Genomic DNA, 18,475 nt, shown 5'->3' with positions numbered 1-18,475 from the left:
CTATGACCAAGTCTGAATTAATTGAAAGACTGGCTAGCCAGCAGTCTCATCTTTCAGCAAAAACCGTTGAGGAAGCTGTAAAGGAAATTCTTGAGCATATGGCGGATACGTTAGCTAACGGTGAGCGTATTGAAGTCCGTGGTTTCGGCAGTTTTTCTCTTCACTACCGTGCTCCACGCGTTGGCCGTAACCCAAAAACTGGTGATAAAGTGGAACTAGAAGGTAAATATGTTCCTCACTTTAAACCAGGTAAAGAATTACGTGATCGTGTAAATATTTACGGCCAATAATCGGGCTGTAAATCTTAATTATTACATCAAAACAGTGCTTGTATTTTATACGGCACTGTTTTTTATTTCTGATCAACACCAACCCCAACCCCAACCCCAACCCCAACACCAACCCCAACACCAACCCCAACACCAACACCAACACCAGCACCAACACCAACACCAATATATTTCTAAACTCTTAATGTAATAAAACAAATTCAAAACTACTTTTAGAGATATATACATGTTTTGCGAAGCGCTTCGCAAACTAATATGTACCTTTTTATAAAGAAAAAATATTTCGGGAAGGGCTACATAAAAGAGATGATAGAAACTTAAAAAATTTAGTATGAATAATTAAACTAGAGCTAATAAATCTATGTAGGGATACTAAAATTGATAAAAAATATCATCTACATAATGAGATGGTTAAATAATCCACTCAAAAAATATAATTAATCTTTAATAAAAACTCACCTGTTTCGATGACGCTGGCTTCTATTGCTTTGATTTTAGGTACGTTACCACTTTTATTTATACCTGAAATTATAATGTTGAGTGAATTATTCCTTATCGTGTTATTTATGGTGCTGTTAATAATGCTCTTTCTATTGGGTAAGTTAGGAAAGTTCCTTGCATTAACTATTATGTTTTTCTTATGGGCTAATTGGCATGGAATTAATATCATTAACCATATCAATTATCTATCTACAAAAAATAACGATATTAATATAGTTATTGTTGGTATTTCATTAAGTGACAAAGAACAAAAAATCAAAGTACGTATTGATAAAATTAACAACCGCATTGTTTTCCCTCCTTTATATGCTACGTGGAAAACAAAGGAAACAGTTTGCGCTGGGCAGTTGTGGCGAATCGATGGCACTGTAAAGCCACTACACAGCTCACTAAATGAAGGAGGATTTAACCTACAACGTTATTATTTGGCTAATAGAATCATTGGAGTTTTGAAAAGTAAGAAAATAGAATTATTAAAAAAGGATTGTTCTGTAAGACAAAAAGTTATCCATAATTATATGGAGCTAATTAATTCATTATCTAATAAAGGGATTATTTATGGACTAATGTTTGGAGATAGAAGTTTGTTGGCAGTAGAACAAACATATTTACTACAGAGAACAGGTTTGACACATTTAATGGCTATATCAGGCTTGCATATTGGGTTAGCTTACTTGTTTGGTTTTCTTATCACTCGAGGGATTCAATATTTTTTACCAATAAAGTATGTCAATGAAACACTACCAGTAGTAATTGGTATAGGGTTAGCAATTTTTTATGCATGGATCTCTGGCTTTGCTATCCCTGCGACTCGAGCATTATTTGCCCTACTATTATGGGTATATATCAGAAATAAGCCTGCAAGGTATTTTGCTTGGCAATGGGCACTGTGGAGTATCGCAGGAATATTATTATTAGACCCATTAGCTATTTTGTCAGATAGTTTTTGGTTATCTAGTTTCGCTGTGCTAGCCATTCTTTATTGGTTAACCATATTTCCACTACCATATTATTTATCTAAAGGTGTAAAGGGGAAAATTATAGGGTTAACCCATTTACAAATTGGCTTACTAGTCTTACTGATCCCAATGCAACTTAGTTTATTTAATGGTATTAATGTAATGGGGTTAGTGGCAAATATCTGGTTTGTCCCGTTAGTTTCTTGGTGTGTTGTTCCTGCTATTTTGCTCTTGTTTTTAGTACCAATAAAAGTGGTTCAGCAACCTATTTTATATACGATAGATAGGGTTATAGATATAGGGCTAAAACCATTACCTTATTTAAGTACCTTTTGGTCAGAATTTATCAATGTTCCCTATTATTTATTTTTAATATGTTGGTTAAGCATCATTGTTGCCTTATTTAAGTGGTACAAACGTTATTTTGGGCTTATTGGTTGTGTGGTTATTTCAATTTTCTTAGAAAGGGGAAGTGGTAAGCAATTCAAAGAAGGCTGGAAAATTACGGTATTAGATATCGGCCACGGGTTAGCGGTTGTGATAGAACAAAACAACTTGGCATTACTTTATGATACTGGAAACGCTTGGAAAGGGGGAAGCAATGCACAGCGTCAAATTGTTCCTTTTCTTAAATATCACGATATAACCCCAATTGGGGTAATTTTAAGCCATAATCATTTAGACCATACTGGTGGCACAAATTATTTAATCCAGCAATACCCATGGCTAAGTGTAAGAAGTAGCTTTGGTCCACAAAAAACGTCGGTAAATAGGGAAAAAACTAATAATATAAAAAGTATGGAACACCTTCCGTGTTTTAAAGGCCAAAAATGGCAGTGGGGGATATTAACTTTTGAAGTATTATGGCCTGAAAAGCTAGCGCCAATATCACATAATGATGATTCTTGTGTTATTCAATTAACGGATGGGTTTCATAAAATTTTATTAACAGGAGATATCGAAAAACAAGGGGAAAAATCACTGGTCGCAATGTACAAGAATCGGTTACGTTCGACTCTTCTTTTCGCTCCTCATCATGGAAGCAGCACGTCATCAACTGATTTATTATTAAGAAATGTTCAACCTTCAATGGTGGTAGTCTCATCAGCAAGGTATAGTGCATGGAAAATTCCATCGCCAAAAGTCTATTTTCGGTATAAAAATAATAATATTAAATGGTTAAATACAGCGGAAGATGGCCAGTTAACTATATGGTTTAAAAAGGAAAAAATTAAAATTTCACGTTATCGCTATGAAATTCAGCCCCGCTGGTATCATCTGTGGTTTGGCTTACCGCTATTTCCCGAGTAGAATAGTGCGCTTACATTAAGTCTGGTAATTAAAAGTATGAATGATAAAGACCTTTCGACAAAACAAACTTTTCGTCGCTTGTGGCCGATAATTGCGCCTTTTAAAGCGGGTTTAATCGTTGCAGCAATAGCACTTATCATAAACGCAGCGGGTGACGCGTTTATGATTTCTTTATTAAAACCTTTATTGGATGAGGGCTTTGATAAAGCAGATAATGACGTTTTAAAATGGCTTCCGCTTGCGGTGTTAGGTTTAATGGTTGTTCGAGGTGGGTCTAGCTTTGTTTCAACCTATTGTGTTTCCTGGGTTGCAGGTAAAGTCGTGATGAACATGCGGCGAAAATTATTTGGTCATATGATGGGAATGCCTGTTAGTTTTTTTGACCAGCAATCAACAGGAACACTATTATCTAGAATTACCTATGATTCAGAACAAGTTGCATCTTCTTCTTCTGGAGCATTAATTACAATTATTCGTGAAAGTGCTTATATCATTGGGTTGTTTGCGATGATGTTTTATTATAGCTGGCAACTTTCTCTTATTTTAATCGTAATTGCCCCGATTGTATCAGTCACTATTCGTATCGTCTCTAAACGTTTTCGTAAGATTAGTAAAAACATGCAAACCGGTATGGGGCATGTGACGGCAAGTGCTGAACAGATGTTAAAAGGCCATAAAGAAGTTTTAATTTTTGGGGGACAGAAAGTTGAGACTGAACGCTTTAATAAAGTCAGTAACAACATGCGCCGCCAAAATATGAAAATGGTAACCGCTTCAGCAATTTCAGATCCTATTGTTCAGTTAATTGCATCATTTGCACTAGCATTTGTCCTTTATGCAGCGAGCTTTCCTGAAATTCGTGATGAATTAACATCGGGTACAATTGCAGTTGTTTTCTCATCAATGTTTGCACTGATGCGTCCTTTAAAATCATTAACTAACGTTAACTCTCAATTCCAACGTGGTATGGCGGCTTGCCAAACTTTATTTGCTATCTTAGATTCCGAACAAGAAAAAGATAACGGAAATAAAGTACTTAAAGAGGTTAAAGGAGATATTAAATTTGAACATGTTACCTTTACCTATGCAACCAAAGAGCATCCTGCGTTAGACGATGTTTCGTTTACTTTGCCAGCAGGGAAATCAGTTGCTCTGGTTGGGCGATCAGGTTCAGGTAAGTCCACAATTGCAAATTTGATTACACGTTTTTATGACATCGACGAGGGGTCTATTCAAATTGATGGGCATGACATTCGTGAATACACGTTATCTTCATTACGTAGCCAAGTCGCGTTAGTTTCTCAGCATGTTTATCTATTTAACGATACGATAGCCAATAATATTGCCTATGCAACAGACGGCAGCTACAGCCGTGAGCAAATAGAGAAAGCTGCAGAAATGGCTTATGCAATGGATTTTATTGCTAAACTTGAAAAAGGCTTGGACACGGTTATTGGTGAAAATGGTGTTATGCTTTCTGGAGGGCAACGTCAAAGGATCGCGATTGCTCGAGCACTGCTACGTGATGCCCCAATTCTTATTCTTGATGAGGCGACATCCGCGCTAGATACAGAGTCTGAACGTGCTATTCAAGCTGCTCTTGATGAGTTACAGAAAAATAGAACATCTTTGGTCATTGCCCACAGGTTATCGACGATAGAAAATGCAGATGAGATATTAGTTGTACAAGATGGCCGAATCATTGAGCGTGGTGACCATAAATCGCTATTAGCTCAAGATGGCGCATATTCACAGTTACATAGCATTCAGTTTAAACAATGATAGAACGCATTTGGTCTGGTAAATCATGGCTGTATCTCTTATTACTGCCGTTATCTTTCCTTTATGGGTTAGTAACGGTAATTAGAGATATGGTTTATAAAATCGGGCTAAAACGTTCATGGAAAGCCCCAATTCCAGTAGTAGTGGTTGGAAACCTGACAGCGGGGGGAAATGGTAAAACCCCTGTTGTTATCTGGTTAGTGGAATCACTTACTAAAGAAGGCTACCGTGTAGGGGTTGTTTCTCGAGGTTATGGTGGTAAATCTGAAAAGTACCCGCTGATACTCGATGAAACAACGACAACTGAAGTTGCAGGAGATGAGCCCGTATTAATTTTTCATCGTACTAAATCTCCTGTAGCGGTTGCCCCCAAGCGTAGTGATGCAGTTAAAGCCTTATTAGAGAAATTTCCATTAGATGTGATTATTACTGATGATGGGTTGCAGCACTATGCATTGCAACGTGACTACGAGATTGTCGTTATTGATGGCCAGCGTCGTTTTGGTAATGGTTGGTGGCTACCCGCAGGGCCTATGCGTGAAAGGGCTGGGCGTTTAAAGCGTGTTAATGCTGTCATTGTTAACGGCGGTGAAGCTCAAGAAAATGAAGCCTTAATGGCCCTTGAAGGTGATGTTGCTTGTAACCTTGTTAGTGGGGAAAAACGAGCGGTTACACAGTTACCTGCGGTTGTCGCAATGGCAGGTATTGGTCATCCTCCTCGTTTTTTTACCTCATTAGAAAACAAAGGGGTCGAAGTTATTAACACTCATGCTTTTGCTGATCACCAATCGTACGAATTAAAACAGCTTTCACCGTTAGTTAAAAATGAGCAAAACTTATTAATGACCGAAAAAGACGCGGTGAAATGCCGTGCTTTTGCACAACCAAATTGGTGGTTCCTGCCAGTACAAGTACAATTGCAGCCGATTGACGCTGAAAAAATCTTAAGCGGAATAAGAAAACTTATCACAAATAACAAAAAAACTTGTCTATAACGTTCCTCTGTGATAATAATATCGCCAATGTGATATAGATCCACTTATTATGTATCTAGATGCAATACATTGATAATTGGATTTTATACTAGCTTAAATTTCACGCCCCGTTCTTTAGTTAGTCTTCATATCCTCGCGTAATCTACATTGTAAAGTCGCTGTCACTGCGTTTTGTCATCATAATGTCAAAATAGACTGTTAACTTCGCAGTAGATTAGCGGTGTCTGAAATCTATATATATGGGCGTTATAAAATATGCGCAATGATTTGTGCGCATGAATTGGTAAAGTTTAATTACTCTTTGATGTATTAATAGATCGGCATTTTATAAATGGGAAGCAAGAAAGAGTAATGATACAAAGATAAAAAAAATATTGTTCTCAGAACAAAAGGAGTTTTAATATGAATTTTCAATTACATATGGGTCGAGTTAAATGGTTTGACGCAAAAGAAGGTTACGGTTTTATTTCACCATTCAATGGTGGTGATGATGTATTTGTGACAACAAAGTCAATTGCTAATAAAAAAATCAAATCATTATTCGAAGGTCAAAACGTTGAGTTCTCTGTTACTCGTAATTCGGATGGCATAACGGCAGCTGACGTTATTGCTTATTAGATAATAAACAGAACAATTTCTTCTGCTTTTATCCTCTCATCTCTCGCAGGAGATCTTATTCAGGAAGATTAAAGTTAACGGTGATATCTGCATGTGATATCCTGACTCCAAGTGAGTTAAAATCCATTCGGGAGAAAACATGGATCACCGTTTACTTGAAATCGTTGCCTGTCCTGTATGTCACGGCAAATTAAGTTATAACAAAGAAAACCTCGAACTTATCTGTAAGTTTGATCATTTAGCCTATCCCATTCGTGATGGCATCCCTGTATTACTAGAAAATGAAGCGCGCCCCGTTTCATTAGATGAAGGTCAGTAATCCTCATGTTTACGGTTATTATTCCTGCTCGTTATGCCTCAACACGCTTACCAGGTAAACCTTTGGCTGATATCCATGGCAAGCCAATGGTTGTTCGAGTAATGGAGCAAGCTGTTAAATCGGGGGCTAGCCGAGTGATAGTTGCGACAGATCACTCTGATGTTGCTAAAGCGGTGATTGAAGCAGGTGGTGAAGCTTGTATGACTAACCCAAATCATCAGTCTGGGACAGAAAGACTAGCTGAAGTTATTGATACCTATGCTTTTTCTGACGATGAAATCATTGTGAATGTGCAAGGTGATGAACCTTTAATTCCACCTGAGATTATCAGCCAAGTTGCTCGTAATCTTCAGGGGAGTAAAGCTGAAATGGGGACGCTAGCTGTACCTATTAATGATGCTCATGAAGCGTTTAATCCAAATACTGTCAAGGTTGTAACTGATCACGAAGGTTATGCATTGTATTTTTCTCGGGCAACTATTCCTTGGGATAGAGACAACTTTGCGAAAAGCCATGATGTAATAGGGGATACCTTTTTGCGTCACATTGGTATATACGCTTATCGAGCAGGGTTTATTCGTCGTTATATTAAGTGGGAAGCAAGCCCATTAGAGAAAATCGAAATGCTAGAGCAACTTAGGGTGCTTTGGTATGGCGAGAAAATTCATGTGGATGTCGCGAAAACTACGCCAGGTGCTGGTGTTGATACCCCTGAAGATCTTGAACTCGTTAGAAGTCAATTTATTCAGTAGCCCACATTTTCCTAATAGCTCAAATAGCCAATATGCGATTTAGCTAAACAAAAGGTGTAATCTCAATAGATTACACCTTTTTTGCTACTATTCAGCGGTAACTGACTCAGGCGTAGCAAGTTGCTCTTCTAACGCCTGTGTATTATTGGGTTTTAAATGCCACCAAAGCGTACCAAGAAATTCATACCAAGCACGTTCACTATGGCCAAAGTAATAAGAGGAAGGGATATATTTCTCCCATGGATTAATTTCACTCGTGATAACTAACTGGTTTGCGGGTGCAGGGAAAGGGTTCATTCCTCGTTGAGTAAACATAGTCATCGCTCGAGGTAGATGGTTAGCAGAAGTGACTAATAAAAAAGGAGATTTCCCAATGATTTTTTCAACTTCATAAGCTTCCTCTTGTGTATCTTTGGGTTCAGTGAGGGGAATTATATCTTGTGCGGGGACACCCAAGGATTGAGCAACTTGTGCAGCAACTTCGGCACTGCTAATAGGACTACTCGCTTTACCGCCAGTGAAAATTAGTTTACTACCAGGGTGTTTAAGGTAAAGACGAACACCTTCAGTCACTCTAGGTAGGCTATTATTCAACAGATTGGAACTTGGACTCCAATCAGGGTTATACGTAAAACCGCCACCGAGAACAACAATATAACGTACATCTTGAGGTGGATTATCAGTAATTAATTCATAGCGCTTATTGAATAGTTTTTCTGCTGGGGCAAGTAAAGTATCTGAAACAGGTTGTAACCCCAACAGAGTTATTAAAACTAAACTTAGGGTAGTAAACGCCTTTCCACAACGCTGCCAGCGTGTAAACCAAAGCAAAAGCAATCCGATAAACCCGATGATGAGTAATAATGGTAATGGCATCAATAGAGAACCAATATATTTTTTTAAGATAAATAACATAACTAAGCCTATTTTTAAGGGTTATCGATTAATCATTGTGGCAGAATCTACGGAAAAATATGCAATAACGCAGCGAAATTAGAGGGAAAATAACAGAATAGTGTTTAATAGTAGCAAACTGAAATTTGCTGAGCACAATGAAGTACTATGCAAAAATATAGCTATTATCTGTTATAATTCCTGTTTTAACAGTCGCCTCGCATTGTATGTGATAAATACGCTGCAATATGAGAATATTTCTGGTTAGAGTTAATTTTCTCAATATCAGGATGTAATCAACCATTTTACGTTTTTTCGCGACAAATTGGCTCATAAACCGCTTTAAATAATAGATGATAGGCAACCGGATAGCACATGGCAGACCGCAACTTTGATGATATTGTCGATAAATTTGCAAAAAATATCTACGGAACGACAAAAGGAAAAATACGAGAAGCGGTAGTTTGGCAAGATTTAACTCAATTATTAAGCAGCCAATTTGAGGGTAAAACTCTAAAAATACTTGATGCAGGTGGTGGTGAAGGACACTTTTCACGCAAACTCGCCGAAATGGGGCATCAGGTGATACTTTGCGATTTATCTGAAGAGATGTTGGAACGAGGCAGTGAGCTTGCCAAGGAACAAGGTATTAGCGATAACATGCGTTTTGTTCATTGTGCAGTGCAAGATATCGCACAATATATTGATGAACCTGTTGACCTTGTTTTATTTCATGCGGTACTTGAATGGATTAGCGATCAAAAATATGCAATTGAACAACTGGTAGATATAATTAGACCAGAAGGCGTATTTTCTGTCATGTTCTATAATGCAAATGGTCTGGTGATGCGTAATGCAATTTTGGGAAATTTTCATCTTGCAACGCCACATATTCAACGTCGTCGTAAACGCTCGTTATCACCACAAAACCCGCTTTTTCCTCATCAGGTTGATGCTTGGTTGGGCGAGTGTAATATGCAAATCATCGGTAAAAGTGGTGTCAGGGTATTCCATGACTATTTACAAAGTCGGCAGTTACAACAAAAAGATTTTCCGGCATTGTTGGCATTAGAACAGCAGTATTGCCGTGAAGAACCCTATATTAGCATGGGGCGTTATATTCATGTCATGGCACGCAAACAAATACAAAAGGACGATTTATGAGTGATTTTTCCCAGACCGTCCCTGAACTTGTGTCTTGGGCACGAAAAAATGATTTTTCGATTTCACTTCCCGCTGAACGTTTAGCATTTTTGCTCGCGGTAGCGGTATTAAACAGTGAAAGAGTCAATGGTGAAATGAGTGAAGGGGAACTGGTTGATGCCTTTCGTGAAGTTTGCAAAGGGTTTGAGCAGACAACTGAATCATTGTCAGTAAGGGCCAATAATGCCATCAATGATATGGTTCGCCAGAAGATTTTTAACCGTTTTGCCAGTGACATTGTTGAAGGTAATGCAATTTACCGGTTAACCCCTTTGGGGATTGGCATCAGCGATTATTATATTCGTCAGAGAGAGTTCTCAACATTAAGACTTTCCATGCAACTTTCTATTGTTGCAGGAGAGCTGCAACGTGCCGCTGAAGCCGCAGAGGAAGGTGGTGATGAATTTTATTGGCATCGTTACGTGTTTGCCCCACTAAAATATTCAGTTGCTGAAATTTTTGACAGTATTGATTTATCCCAACGTATTATGGATGAACAGCAAAATTCAGTAAAAGAAGATATTGCCGCATTATTAAATCAAGACTGGCAGGCAGCTATTGCTAACTGTGAGCAATTATTATCAGAAACATCAGGTACATTGCGTGAGTTGCAAGACACATTGGAAGCCGCAGGGGATAAACTGCAAGCGAATTTATTACGTATTCAAGAAGCCAATATGAATGCGCCAGCGTTCTCTGATTTAGTGGATAGGTTGGTTTTTGACTTGCAAAATAAACTAGACCGTATTGTTAGCTGGGGTCAACAATCTATCGATTTATGGATTGGTTATGATCGTCATGTTCATAAGTTTATCCGTACAGCTATCGATATGGATAAAAATAGAATATTTTCTCAGCGGTTACGTCAATCCGTTCAGCATTACCTTGATAGCCCTTGGGCACTCACTTACGCTAATGCGGATCGGTTATTCGATATGCGTGATGAAGAGCTCGCGTTGCATGATGAAGAGGTCATGGGTGAATTACCACCAGAGCTTGAGTTTGAAGAGTTTAGTGAATTAAATGACAAGCTTGCTGAGCTAATGGAAGTTGAGTTAGCTATTTATAAAGCAGAGCAACGGCCGCTCGATATTGGCCGTGTGTTGCATGAGTACTTACTGCAATATCCACAAAAACGTCATTTTGATGTTGCTCGAATTATTATCGACCAAGCTGTTAAATTAGGTATCGCAGAGGCTGATTTGGCGGGATTACCGGCAGAATGGCAAGCTATTAATGATCACGGAGCCAAGGTACAGGCACATGTCATCGACAAATATTGAACAATTTATGCCAGTTAAGCTGGCTCAAGCATTAGCTAACCCGATTTTTCCAGAACTAGACAGCCAATTGCGTTCAGGTCGCCATATTAGTGTTGATGACCTTGATAACCACGCATTTTTAATGGATTTTCAGGAAGCATTAGAACAATTTTATGCACGATATAACGTAGAATTAATTCGTGCCCCTGAGGGGTTCTTCTATTTACGTCCGCGATCAACAACCTTAATACCTCGCTCTGTGTTATCTGAATTAGATATGATGGTTGGGAAAATTCTTTGTTATCTCTATCTCAGCCCTGAACGCTTGAGTAACCAAGGTATTTTTACCTCACAAGAGTTATTTGAAGAATTATTATCATTAGCGGATGAAAGCAAACTACTTAAATTTGTTAATCAACGTTCGACAGGCTCTGACCTAGATAAACAAAAATTGCAGGAAAAATTAAGAACATCACTCAATCGTTTACGTCGCTTGGGAATGGTGCATTTTCTGCAAAATGATTCGAGTAAATTTATTATTAGTGAATCTGTATTCCGTTTTGGCGCCGATGTGCGCAGTGGCGATAACCCACAAGATGCACAGTTACGGATGATCCGTGATGGTGAAGCTATCTCTCTTGACGGTGAATTATCACTAAAAGATAGTGATGAAGAGGATGGCGAAGAGAGTCAAGAACCGGCAGAAAGTGATGAGGATGAAGAATAATGATTGAACGCGGAAAATTTCGCTCACTGACGCTGGTGAATTGGAACGGTTTTTTTGCCCGAACTTTTGACCTTGATGAATTAGTGACCACGTTATCGGGTGGTAATGGTGCAGGTAAATCAACAACCATGGCGGCATTTATTACCGCGATGATCCCAGATTTAACCTTACTTCACTTCCGTAACACAACGGAAGCCGGCGCGACCTCAGGTTCTCGTGATAAAGGCTTGCATGGTAAGTTACGTCCTGGTGTCTGTTACGCTATTTTGGATGTGTTAAATTCGAAGCATCAGCGAGTCATGGTGGGGGTGCGTTTACAGCAAGTCGCAGGGCGCGATAAAAAAGTCGATATTAAGCCATTTATGGTACAAGGCATTCCATTAGCGACAGTTCCAACGGAAATATTGACGGAAGTTATCGATGGCCGCCAAGCAAAAGTGATCCCACTCAATGAGCTAAAAGAATGTCTTGAAGAACAGGAAGGCGTTTTGTTTAAGCAGTTTAGCTCAATTACCGATTACCACTCGACACTGTTTGAATTAGGCGTGTTACCGAAACGCTTACGTTCTGCGAGTGACCGAAGCAAATATTATCGACTGATTGAAGCGTCACTATATGGTGGTATTTCTAGTGCCATTACTCGCTCATTACGTGATTATTTGTTGCCAGAAAACAGTGGGGTACGTAAAGCATTCCAAGATATGGAAGCGGCTCTGCGTGAAAACCGTTTAACATTAGAAGCCATTCGTGTCACTCAATCAGACCGCGACTTATTCAAACATTTGATTAGCCAGGCGACTGATTATGTTTCTGCGGATTACATGCGCCATTCCAATGAAAGACGCATTCACCTTGATGCAGCACTGGCTGCGCGCAATGAGCTATTAGCTAGCCGTAAACAATTACGTGTTGAACAAGTTCGTAGCGTCGAAATGGCGCGTGAATTGAATGAGCAAAATGGGGCATCTACAGAATTAGAAGCTGACTACCAAGCTGCCAGTGACCATTTAAATTTAGTGCAAGCCGCGCTGCGTCAACAAGAAAAAATCGATCGCTATCAAGCAGATATCGAAGAACTGACTTATCGTCTTGAAGAACAAAGTGAAGTTGTTGCTGAAGCGACTGAAACTCAAGAAGAATATGAAGCACGAGCTGAAGCTGCTGAAATTGAAGTTGATGAATTAAAAAATCAATTAGCTGACTACCAACAAGCACTGGATGTACAACAAACTCGTGCCATTCAGTACCAGCAAGCCTTGCATGCCTTAACGCGTGCTCGTGAATTGTGCCAGCTTCCTGAATTATCCATTGATAACGCAGATGAATGGTTAGATACCTTCGAAGCGCGTGAGCAACAAGCTACCCAAGCGTTATTAGCGCTTGAGCAAAAAATGAGTGTGGCTGATGCCGCACATAGCCAATTTGAGCAAGCCTATCAATTGGTTAGAAATATGGTAGGGGAAGTTAGCCGCAGTGATGCATACCAACAAGCGCGTGCATTATTACGTGATTGGTCATCACAACAACATTTAGCGGATCGTGTACAACCATTACGAATGCAGCTATCTGAATTGCAACAACGTCTGAATAGCCAGCAAAATGCAGAACGCTTATTGGCGGAATTCTGTAAACGTCATGGCCAAAGCTATGAGCCAGATGAGCTTGATGCACTGATGGCTGAGCTGGAAGCGCAACAAGAAGAGCTCAGTATTGGTGTGAATGAGAGTGGCGAAAGACGAATGCAAATGCGCCAAGAACTGGAACAAATTCGCCAGCGGATTAGCCAACTTTCATCTAAAGCCCCTGCATGGATTATGGCCCAAGAAGCGCTAACACAGCTTAATGAGCAATCCCATGAAACGTTTGAGTCAAGTACTGCTGTGACTGAGTTTATGCAGCAACTCCTTGAACAAGAAAGGGAAATAACGGTTGAACGAGATGAAGTTGCTGCGCAACGTAAAGATCTCGAAAAGCAAATTGAGCGGTTAAGTCAGCCAAGTGGTGCGGAAGATGGCCGCATGTTAGCGTTGGCTGAGCGTTTTAATGGTGTTTTGTTATCAGAAATTTATGATGACATTACCATCGAAGATGCGGCTTATTTTTCTGCGTTATATGGCCCAGCTCGTCATGGTATTGTGGTTCAAGACTTATCTGTGGTCCGTAGCCAGCTCGAAACATTACAAGATTGCCCTGACGATGTTTATTTTATCGAGGGGGATCCTCAATCGTTCGATGACAGCGTTTTTGATGCGCAGGAATTTGAAAATGCGGTATTAGTCCGTTCGTCTGAGCGTCAATGGCGTTACTCTCGTTATCCTGAATTGCCTTTGTTTGGTCGTGCTGCTCGTGAAAGTCATTTAGAGTCATTAACTGCTGAACGTGATGAGCTTGCTGAGCGTTATGCGAATCTGTCATTTGATGTGCAGAAAATTCAGCGTTCGCACCAAGCATTCAGTCGGTTTATAGGCCAACATATTTCCGTGGCCTTTGAAGATGATCCTGAAGCTGAAATTCGTTCGCTTAACCAGAAACGCACGGAAATTGAACGTGCTTTGGCACAATTTGAAGAGCAAACTCAGCAGCAACGCCAACAATTTGCACAAGGCAAAGAAAGCCTTGCGGCTCTTAATCGTTTATTACCTCAAATGGGGTTATTACTCGATGAAACATTGGCGGACAGAGTCGAAGAGATAAACGAAGAACTAACGGAAGCAGAAGAAGCGGCACATTTCCTGAATAAACATGGTCATGCGTTAGAAAAGTTAGAACCGATTGTGACAGTGTTACTCAGTGATCCTGAACAACATGAACAATTACGCAAAGATTATGAGTCAGCAAAACACAGCCAACAAAATGCAAAACAGCAAGCCTTTGCATTAGTTGAGGTTGTTCAGCGTCGTGCTCACTTTAGTTACAGTGATTCAACAGGAATGGTGAATGAAAACGCGGACTTGAATGAAAAATTACGTCAGCGTTTAGAACAGGCAGAAACCGAGCGTACACGTGCTCGTGAACAATTACGCCAGCACCAAGCACAAAGTGCACAGTTCCATCAAGTTTTTGCCTCGTTACGCAGTTCTTTCGATACCAAACAAGAAATGTTGAAAGAGCTCGAGGTTGAGATGCAAGAGATCGGCGTAAAAGCTGATCCTGATGCTCAAGAGCGCGCTCGTATTCGACGTGATGAGCTGCACCAGCGCGTCATGGAAAATCGTAGCCGTATTAACCAGTTAGAAAAACAGCTGACATTATGTGAAGCTGAAATGGATAACTTACAGAAGCGCCTTCGTAAGTTAGAAAAAGACTACTATATGCTGCGTGAGCAGGTAGTGACGGCAAAAGCAGGTTGGTGTGCGGTAATGCGCTTGGTGAAAGACAATGGTGTCGAGCGTCGTTTACATCGCCGTGAGCTGGCCTATACTGACGGTGACAGCTTACGTTCCATGTCGGATAAAGCCTTAGGTGCGTTGCGTTTAGCGGTTGCGGATAACGAACATTTACGTGATGTACTGCGTTTGTCCGAAGATCCAAAACACCCTGAGCGGAAGATCAAATTCTTTATCGCGGTATATCAACACCTACGTGAACGTATTCGCCAAGACATCATTCGTACAGATGACCCGATTGATGCAATCGAGCAAATGGAAATTGAGCTGGCGCGCTTAACGGAAGAGCTAACGGCGCGTGAGCAAAAATTGGCGATCAGTTCAAAAAGTGTGGCGAATATTATTCGCAAAACCATTCAGCGCGAACAGAATCGAATTCGTATGCTAAACCAAGGGCTGCAAGCCGTGGCATTTGGTCAGGTTAAAGGTGTTCGCCTCAATGTGAATATTCGAGAAAGCCATGCGCTGTTACTCAGTGTCCTTTCTGAAGAAAGTGAAATGCATCAAGACTTGTTTACCAGCCAACGGTTAACTTTCTCTGAAGCGATGGCGAAATTATACCAACGCCTTAACCCTCAAGTGGATGTTGGGCAGCGGTTGCCACAAACCATCGGTGAAGAATTACTCGATTACCGCAACTACTTAGAATTAGAAGTTGAGGTTAATAGAGGTTCAGATGGCTGGCTAAAAGCAGAAAGTGGTGCGTTATCCACCGGTGAGGCTATTGGTACGGGTATGTCCATCTTAGTGATGGTAGTACAAAGCTGGGAAGAAGAGTCTCGCCGTCTGCGTGCTAAAGATATTATTCCTTGCCGGTTATTATTCTTAGATGAAGCTGCGCGATTAGATGCTAAATCAATTGCAACCTTATTTGAACTGTGTGACAGGTTAGAAATGCAGCTAATTATTGCGGCGCCTGAGAATATTAGCCCTGAGAAGGGCACAACCTATAAGCTAGTTCGTAAAGTGGTTGGTAATCATGAGCATGTGCATGTGGTTGGCTTAAAAGGCTTCGGGCAAGAAACCCCGAACGTACAAGCACCAACATTGCAGTAATAGTTTTTGTGAATGAAATGAAAGCCGGTATTTAGGAATAAATATCGGTTTTCTTGTATTTAACAAATAGTGCAAATGCAATTTAACAAGATTATTAATTAATTTGAATAAAACCCGATGTTTAAAACATATTTTTTCATGATGAAAACCTCTTTTTCTATATGGAAATTAAGTGAGAAAGAAAGCGTTAGCTAAAGCTTTTAATTAAAATAAAATTCATCTATGTTTAAAGCACCAATAAATACCCACTAATAATGAAAATAATTCTTTTTCTCATTAAGTGCTTATCTGTCTATAATCCGAAAAAAGGAAAATTAGTCTATTCCTATAACATTACTGCTAAAATTAAATACAATAAAATTGTAATTATAATAAAAAATATTGTTATCCATGTAGTTAATTAAGGTGGATGTATGGCAAAGAGAAGAGTGCGAGCTCTGCAAGTCTCAGTAATATGCGGGTTGATGGCGTTACAGTTTCCTGCATTTTCAAATGAAGAAAATACGCAGCAAAGTGTTTCTGAAGTTCAAGCGGTAGCTCCAGTTACACCAACAGAAAGTTTAGTAAAAATAACACAATCACTTCCTACGGATGTGAAACCTATTTTTTCTACGCAATTAGCAAAACTATATGCTGATAGGCAAATGCAGCTATTGTGGCAAGATGAAACGGCAATTAGCCAATTTCAACAACAATTGGCAGAATTATCCCTTGCTGGGGTTCAGCCTCAATTTGGGGAATGGTTGGCAATACTGGAAAATAACCAGTTAAATGAACTGGGCCGCGACGTTATTTTATCTGATGCCATGCTTGGCTATTTACAGTATTTGTCATCAATAGAGGCGAGCGGGCAGTACTGGCTATATACTAATCGGCCATATAAAATTATTGCTCCAACAACGGCTCAAATGAAACCATGGATAGACGCCGTTGAATCTAATAACCTAAGTAGTTGGGTAAGATCACAGGCACCGAATCATCCAATGTATTTGCCAATGCGCAAGGAAATGTTGAAATTATTGGCGATGCCTGAAGATAATTTGGAAATTGTGGGAACGAAAACATTAAAGCCAGGGCAGTCTAGCGATGATGTGGTTATGTTACGTCAAATCTTACAACGTGAAGGGTTACTTGAAGGTGGAAGTGTAACCGAAGAAATTGAACCTCCTGAGACAATGGCTCAAGTCGCAGAACAGGCGGTTGAACAAACAGTCGAACCATCAGAAACACCAGCGAGCGCTGTGTCGAAAGTCTATGACCAAGAACTCGTCGAGGCTGTAAAAAAATTCCAATTACAATATGGTTTAGAAGCAGATGGTGTGGTTGGAAAAGGTACGCGTGTTTGGCTAAATATGCAGCCTAAGCAGAAAGCGGGTTTAATGGCACTTAATATTCAGCGCTTGCGTATTATTCCTGCAAGTAGTGGTACCGGAATTTTAGTCAATATTCCTGGCTATTCTTTAGATTTCTATTTAAATGATGAAGTGATTTTAGATTCAAAAGTGATTGTTGGTCGTGCTGATCGCAAAACACCAATCATGAGTAGTGCACTAAATAACGTGGTTATTAATCCGCCTTGGAGCGTGCCAACCAGTATGGCTCGTAAAGATATCGCACCAAAAGGAAAGCAAGATCCAAGTTATTTTAGCCGTAAAGGGTATACAGTGTATTCAGGTTGGGGCTCCGATTCGTACGAAATTGATCCTTATGCGATAGATTGGGAAAATATCACCCCAGCGAATTTCCCATATCGCATTCGACAAGCCCCTGGCCCTACCAATTCATTAGGGCGCTACAAGTTTAATATGCCGAGTTCAGATGCGATTTATTTACACGATACACCAAACCATAGTTTATTTAATCGTAATGCACGTGCAATAAGCTCTGGATGTGTGCGAGTGAATAAAGCAAGCGAATTAGCCAGTATTTTGTTAGGTGATGCTGGTTGGGAACAAAAACGAATTGATGGTGCATTGAAAGAAGGCGCAACACGGTATGTGAATATACCCGATAGGATCCCAGTTTTTCTGTATTATCAAACTGCTTGGGTAGATAAAGACCAGCAACCACAATATCGAGCCGATATTTATCAGTATGATAATTCTATTAATAATGCAGATAAATATTTGCCAATATTGAAAAAGATTTTACACTAATTGTGGGTTTTAATTTGTAAGGGGGAGTTTTCTCCCCTTAATTATTTTACGTATTAACGGCCTGAACATAGTTCTTCGTAAATTTTCATTCCGTGACGTTTCCTCTATTCTCTGTTTTTATCCTGTTTATTCCATTATTTTATAGTTATTCAGCTATGGCTATTTTACTTACTTTGATAAAGGCAGCATATTTTGTGTCTAAGATTGCATGTTTCGAGCAGTTTGAGTGACAAAACTCTATTACTGACGAAAACTGCAATAAAA

13 protein-coding genes are annotated in these 18,475 nt (G+C 39.7%); 12 read left to right on the top strand and 1 reads right to left on the bottom strand.

Translation table 11 applies throughout. From position 1 onward, the window contains the following. Nucleotides 1-2: 2 nt before the first annotated feature. The 7 genes from ihfB to kdsB all read left to right on the top strand — a co-directional run bounded on the left by ihfB (nucleotide 3) and on the right by kdsB (nucleotide 7,527). On the top strand, nucleotides 3-290 hold the full coding sequence (gene ihfB, locus M1F26_RS12865; protein WP_004256221.1) for an integration host factor subunit beta: 288 nt from the start codon (nucleotides 3-5) through the stop codon (nucleotides 288-290). 467 nt (nucleotides 291-757) lie between these two features. Then, nucleotides 758-3,061 carry a DNA internalization-related competence protein ComEC/Rec2 gene (locus M1F26_RS12860; protein ID WP_318839319.1) on the top strand — a complete coding sequence of 768 codons (2,304 nt, stop codon included), beginning with the start codon at nucleotides 758-760 and terminating at the stop codon, nucleotides 3,059-3,061. 36 nt (nucleotides 3,062-3,097) lie between these two features. Further along, nucleotides 3,098-4,843: a lipid A ABC transporter ATP-binding protein/permease MsbA gene (gene msbA / locus M1F26_RS12855; protein WP_004256213.1), complete on the top strand. Its 1,746-nt coding sequence runs from the start codon at nucleotides 3,098-3,100 to the stop codon at nucleotides 4,841-4,843. After that, nucleotides 4,840-5,838: a tetraacyldisaccharide 4'-kinase gene (lpxK, locus tag M1F26_RS12850; protein WP_140170788.1), complete on the top strand. Its 999-nt coding sequence runs from the start codon at nucleotides 4,840-4,842 to the stop codon at nucleotides 5,836-5,838. Before msbA ends, lpxK begins: the two co-directional genes overlap by 4 nt. 402 nt (nucleotides 5,839-6,240) lie before the next feature. Continuing rightward, the gene (locus tag M1F26_RS12845) at nucleotides 6,241-6,456 is read left to right on the top strand and encodes a cold-shock protein (RefSeq protein ID WP_004256206.1); all 216 of its coding nucleotides are present in this window, start codon (nucleotides 6,241-6,243) and stop codon (nucleotides 6,454-6,456) included. A gap of 139 nt (nucleotides 6,457-6,595) precedes the next feature. Then, a complete protein-coding gene (locus tag M1F26_RS12840; RefSeq protein ID WP_004256203.1) occupies nucleotides 6,596-6,775 on the top strand; it encodes a Trm112 family protein in 180 nt (59 codons plus the stop codon). 5 nt (nucleotides 6,776-6,780) lie between these two features. After that, entirely contained in the window at nucleotides 6,781-7,527 is a 747-nt protein-coding gene (gene kdsB / locus M1F26_RS12835) for a 3-deoxy-manno-octulosonate cytidylyltransferase (protein ID WP_096864230.1), read from the top strand. A gap of 87 nt (nucleotides 7,528-7,614) precedes the next feature. Here the strand turns inward: kdsB and elyC are convergent, their stop codons facing one another. Beyond that, complete coding sequence (gene elyC, locus M1F26_RS12830; RefSeq protein ID WP_140170787.1) at nucleotides 7,615-8,442, bottom strand: envelope biogenesis factor ElyC; 828 nt, start codon at nucleotides 8,440-8,442, stop codon at nucleotides 7,615-7,617. Between the two features lie 354 nt (nucleotides 8,443-8,796). Here elyC and cmoM point away from each other — a divergent pair, with 354 nt between their 5' ends. From cmoM to ldtD, 5 genes are all read left to right on the top strand, one after another. Beyond that, entirely contained in the window at nucleotides 8,797-9,585 is a 789-nt protein-coding gene (cmoM, locus tag M1F26_RS12825; protein WP_140170786.1) for a tRNA uridine 5-oxyacetic acid(34) methyltransferase CmoM, read from the top strand. Continuing rightward, entirely contained in the window at nucleotides 9,582-10,907 is a 1,326-nt protein-coding gene (mukF, locus tag M1F26_RS12820; protein ID WP_140170785.1) for a chromosome partition protein MukF, read from the top strand. Before cmoM ends, mukF begins: the two co-directional genes overlap by 4 nt. Continuing rightward, complete coding sequence (gene mukE, locus M1F26_RS12815; RefSeq protein WP_004256187.1) at nucleotides 10,888-11,613, top strand: chromosome partition protein MukE; 726 nt, start codon at nucleotides 10,888-10,890, stop codon at nucleotides 11,611-11,613. The genes mukF and mukE overlap by 20 nt, the downstream gene beginning before the upstream one ends. Continuing rightward, entirely contained in the window at nucleotides 11,613-16,055 is a 4,443-nt protein-coding gene (gene mukB / locus M1F26_RS12810; RefSeq protein ID WP_140170784.1) for a chromosome partition protein MukB, read from the top strand. The genes mukE and mukB overlap by 1 nt, the downstream gene beginning before the upstream one ends. 413 nt (nucleotides 16,056-16,468) lie before the next feature. Further along, on the top strand, nucleotides 16,469-18,211 hold the full coding sequence (ldtD, locus tag M1F26_RS12805) for a L,D-transpeptidase (RefSeq protein ID WP_140170783.1): 1,743 nt from the start codon (nucleotides 16,469-16,471) through the stop codon (nucleotides 18,209-18,211). Nucleotides 18,212-18,475 lie beyond the last annotated feature (264 nt).

The sequence above is a fragment of the Providencia sp. PROV048 genome, assembly GCF_033688165.1.
GTDB lineage: Bacteria > Pseudomonadota > Gammaproteobacteria > Enterobacterales > Enterobacteriaceae > Providencia > Providencia hangzhouensis.
Note: the sequence above shows the minus strand (reverse complement) of the source record. Positions and strands in the feature narration are given on the sequence as shown.

What these genes read in the sequence shown, in the direction of transcription:
- elyC (WP_140170787.1), bottom strand. Translation starts at nt 8,442, where the DNA reads ATGTTATTTATCTTAAAAAAATATATTGGTTCTCTATTGATGCCATTA.
- lpxK (WP_140170788.1), top strand. Translation starts at nt 4,840, where the DNA reads ATGATAGAACGCATTTGGTCTGGTAAATCATGGCTGTATCTCTTATTA.
- M1F26_RS12860 (WP_318839319.1), top strand. Translation starts at nt 758, where the DNA reads ATGACGCTGGCTTCTATTGCTTTGATTTTAGGTACGTTACCACTTTTA.
- cmoM (WP_140170786.1), top strand. Translation starts at nt 8,797, where the DNA reads ATGGCAGACCGCAACTTTGATGATATTGTCGATAAATTTGCAAAAAAT.
- mukB (WP_140170784.1), top strand. Translation starts at nt 11,613, where the DNA reads ATGATTGAACGCGGAAAATTTCGCTCACTGACGCTGGTGAATTGGAAC.
- msbA (WP_004256213.1), top strand. Translation starts at nt 3,098, where the DNA reads ATGAATGATAAAGACCTTTCGACAAAACAAACTTTTCGTCGCTTGTGG.
- M1F26_RS12840 (WP_004256203.1), top strand. Translation starts at nt 6,596, where the DNA reads ATGGATCACCGTTTACTTGAAATCGTTGCCTGTCCTGTATGTCACGGC.
- ihfB (WP_004256221.1), top strand. Translation starts at nt 3, where the DNA reads ATGACCAAGTCTGAATTAATTGAAAGACTGGCTAGCCAGCAGTCTCAT.
- mukE (WP_004256187.1), top strand. Translation starts at nt 10,888, where the DNA reads ATGTCATCGACAAATATTGAACAATTTATGCCAGTTAAGCTGGCTCAA.
- M1F26_RS12845 (WP_004256206.1), top strand. Translation starts at nt 6,241, where the DNA reads ATGAATTTTCAATTACATATGGGTCGAGTTAAATGGTTTGACGCAAAA.
- ldtD (WP_140170783.1), top strand. Translation starts at nt 16,469, where the DNA reads ATGGCAAAGAGAAGAGTGCGAGCTCTGCAAGTCTCAGTAATATGCGGG.
- mukF (WP_140170785.1), top strand. Translation starts at nt 9,582, where the DNA reads ATGAGTGATTTTTCCCAGACCGTCCCTGAACTTGTGTCTTGGGCACGA.
- kdsB (WP_096864230.1), top strand. Translation starts at nt 6,781, where the DNA reads ATGTTTACGGTTATTATTCCTGCTCGTTATGCCTCAACACGCTTACCA.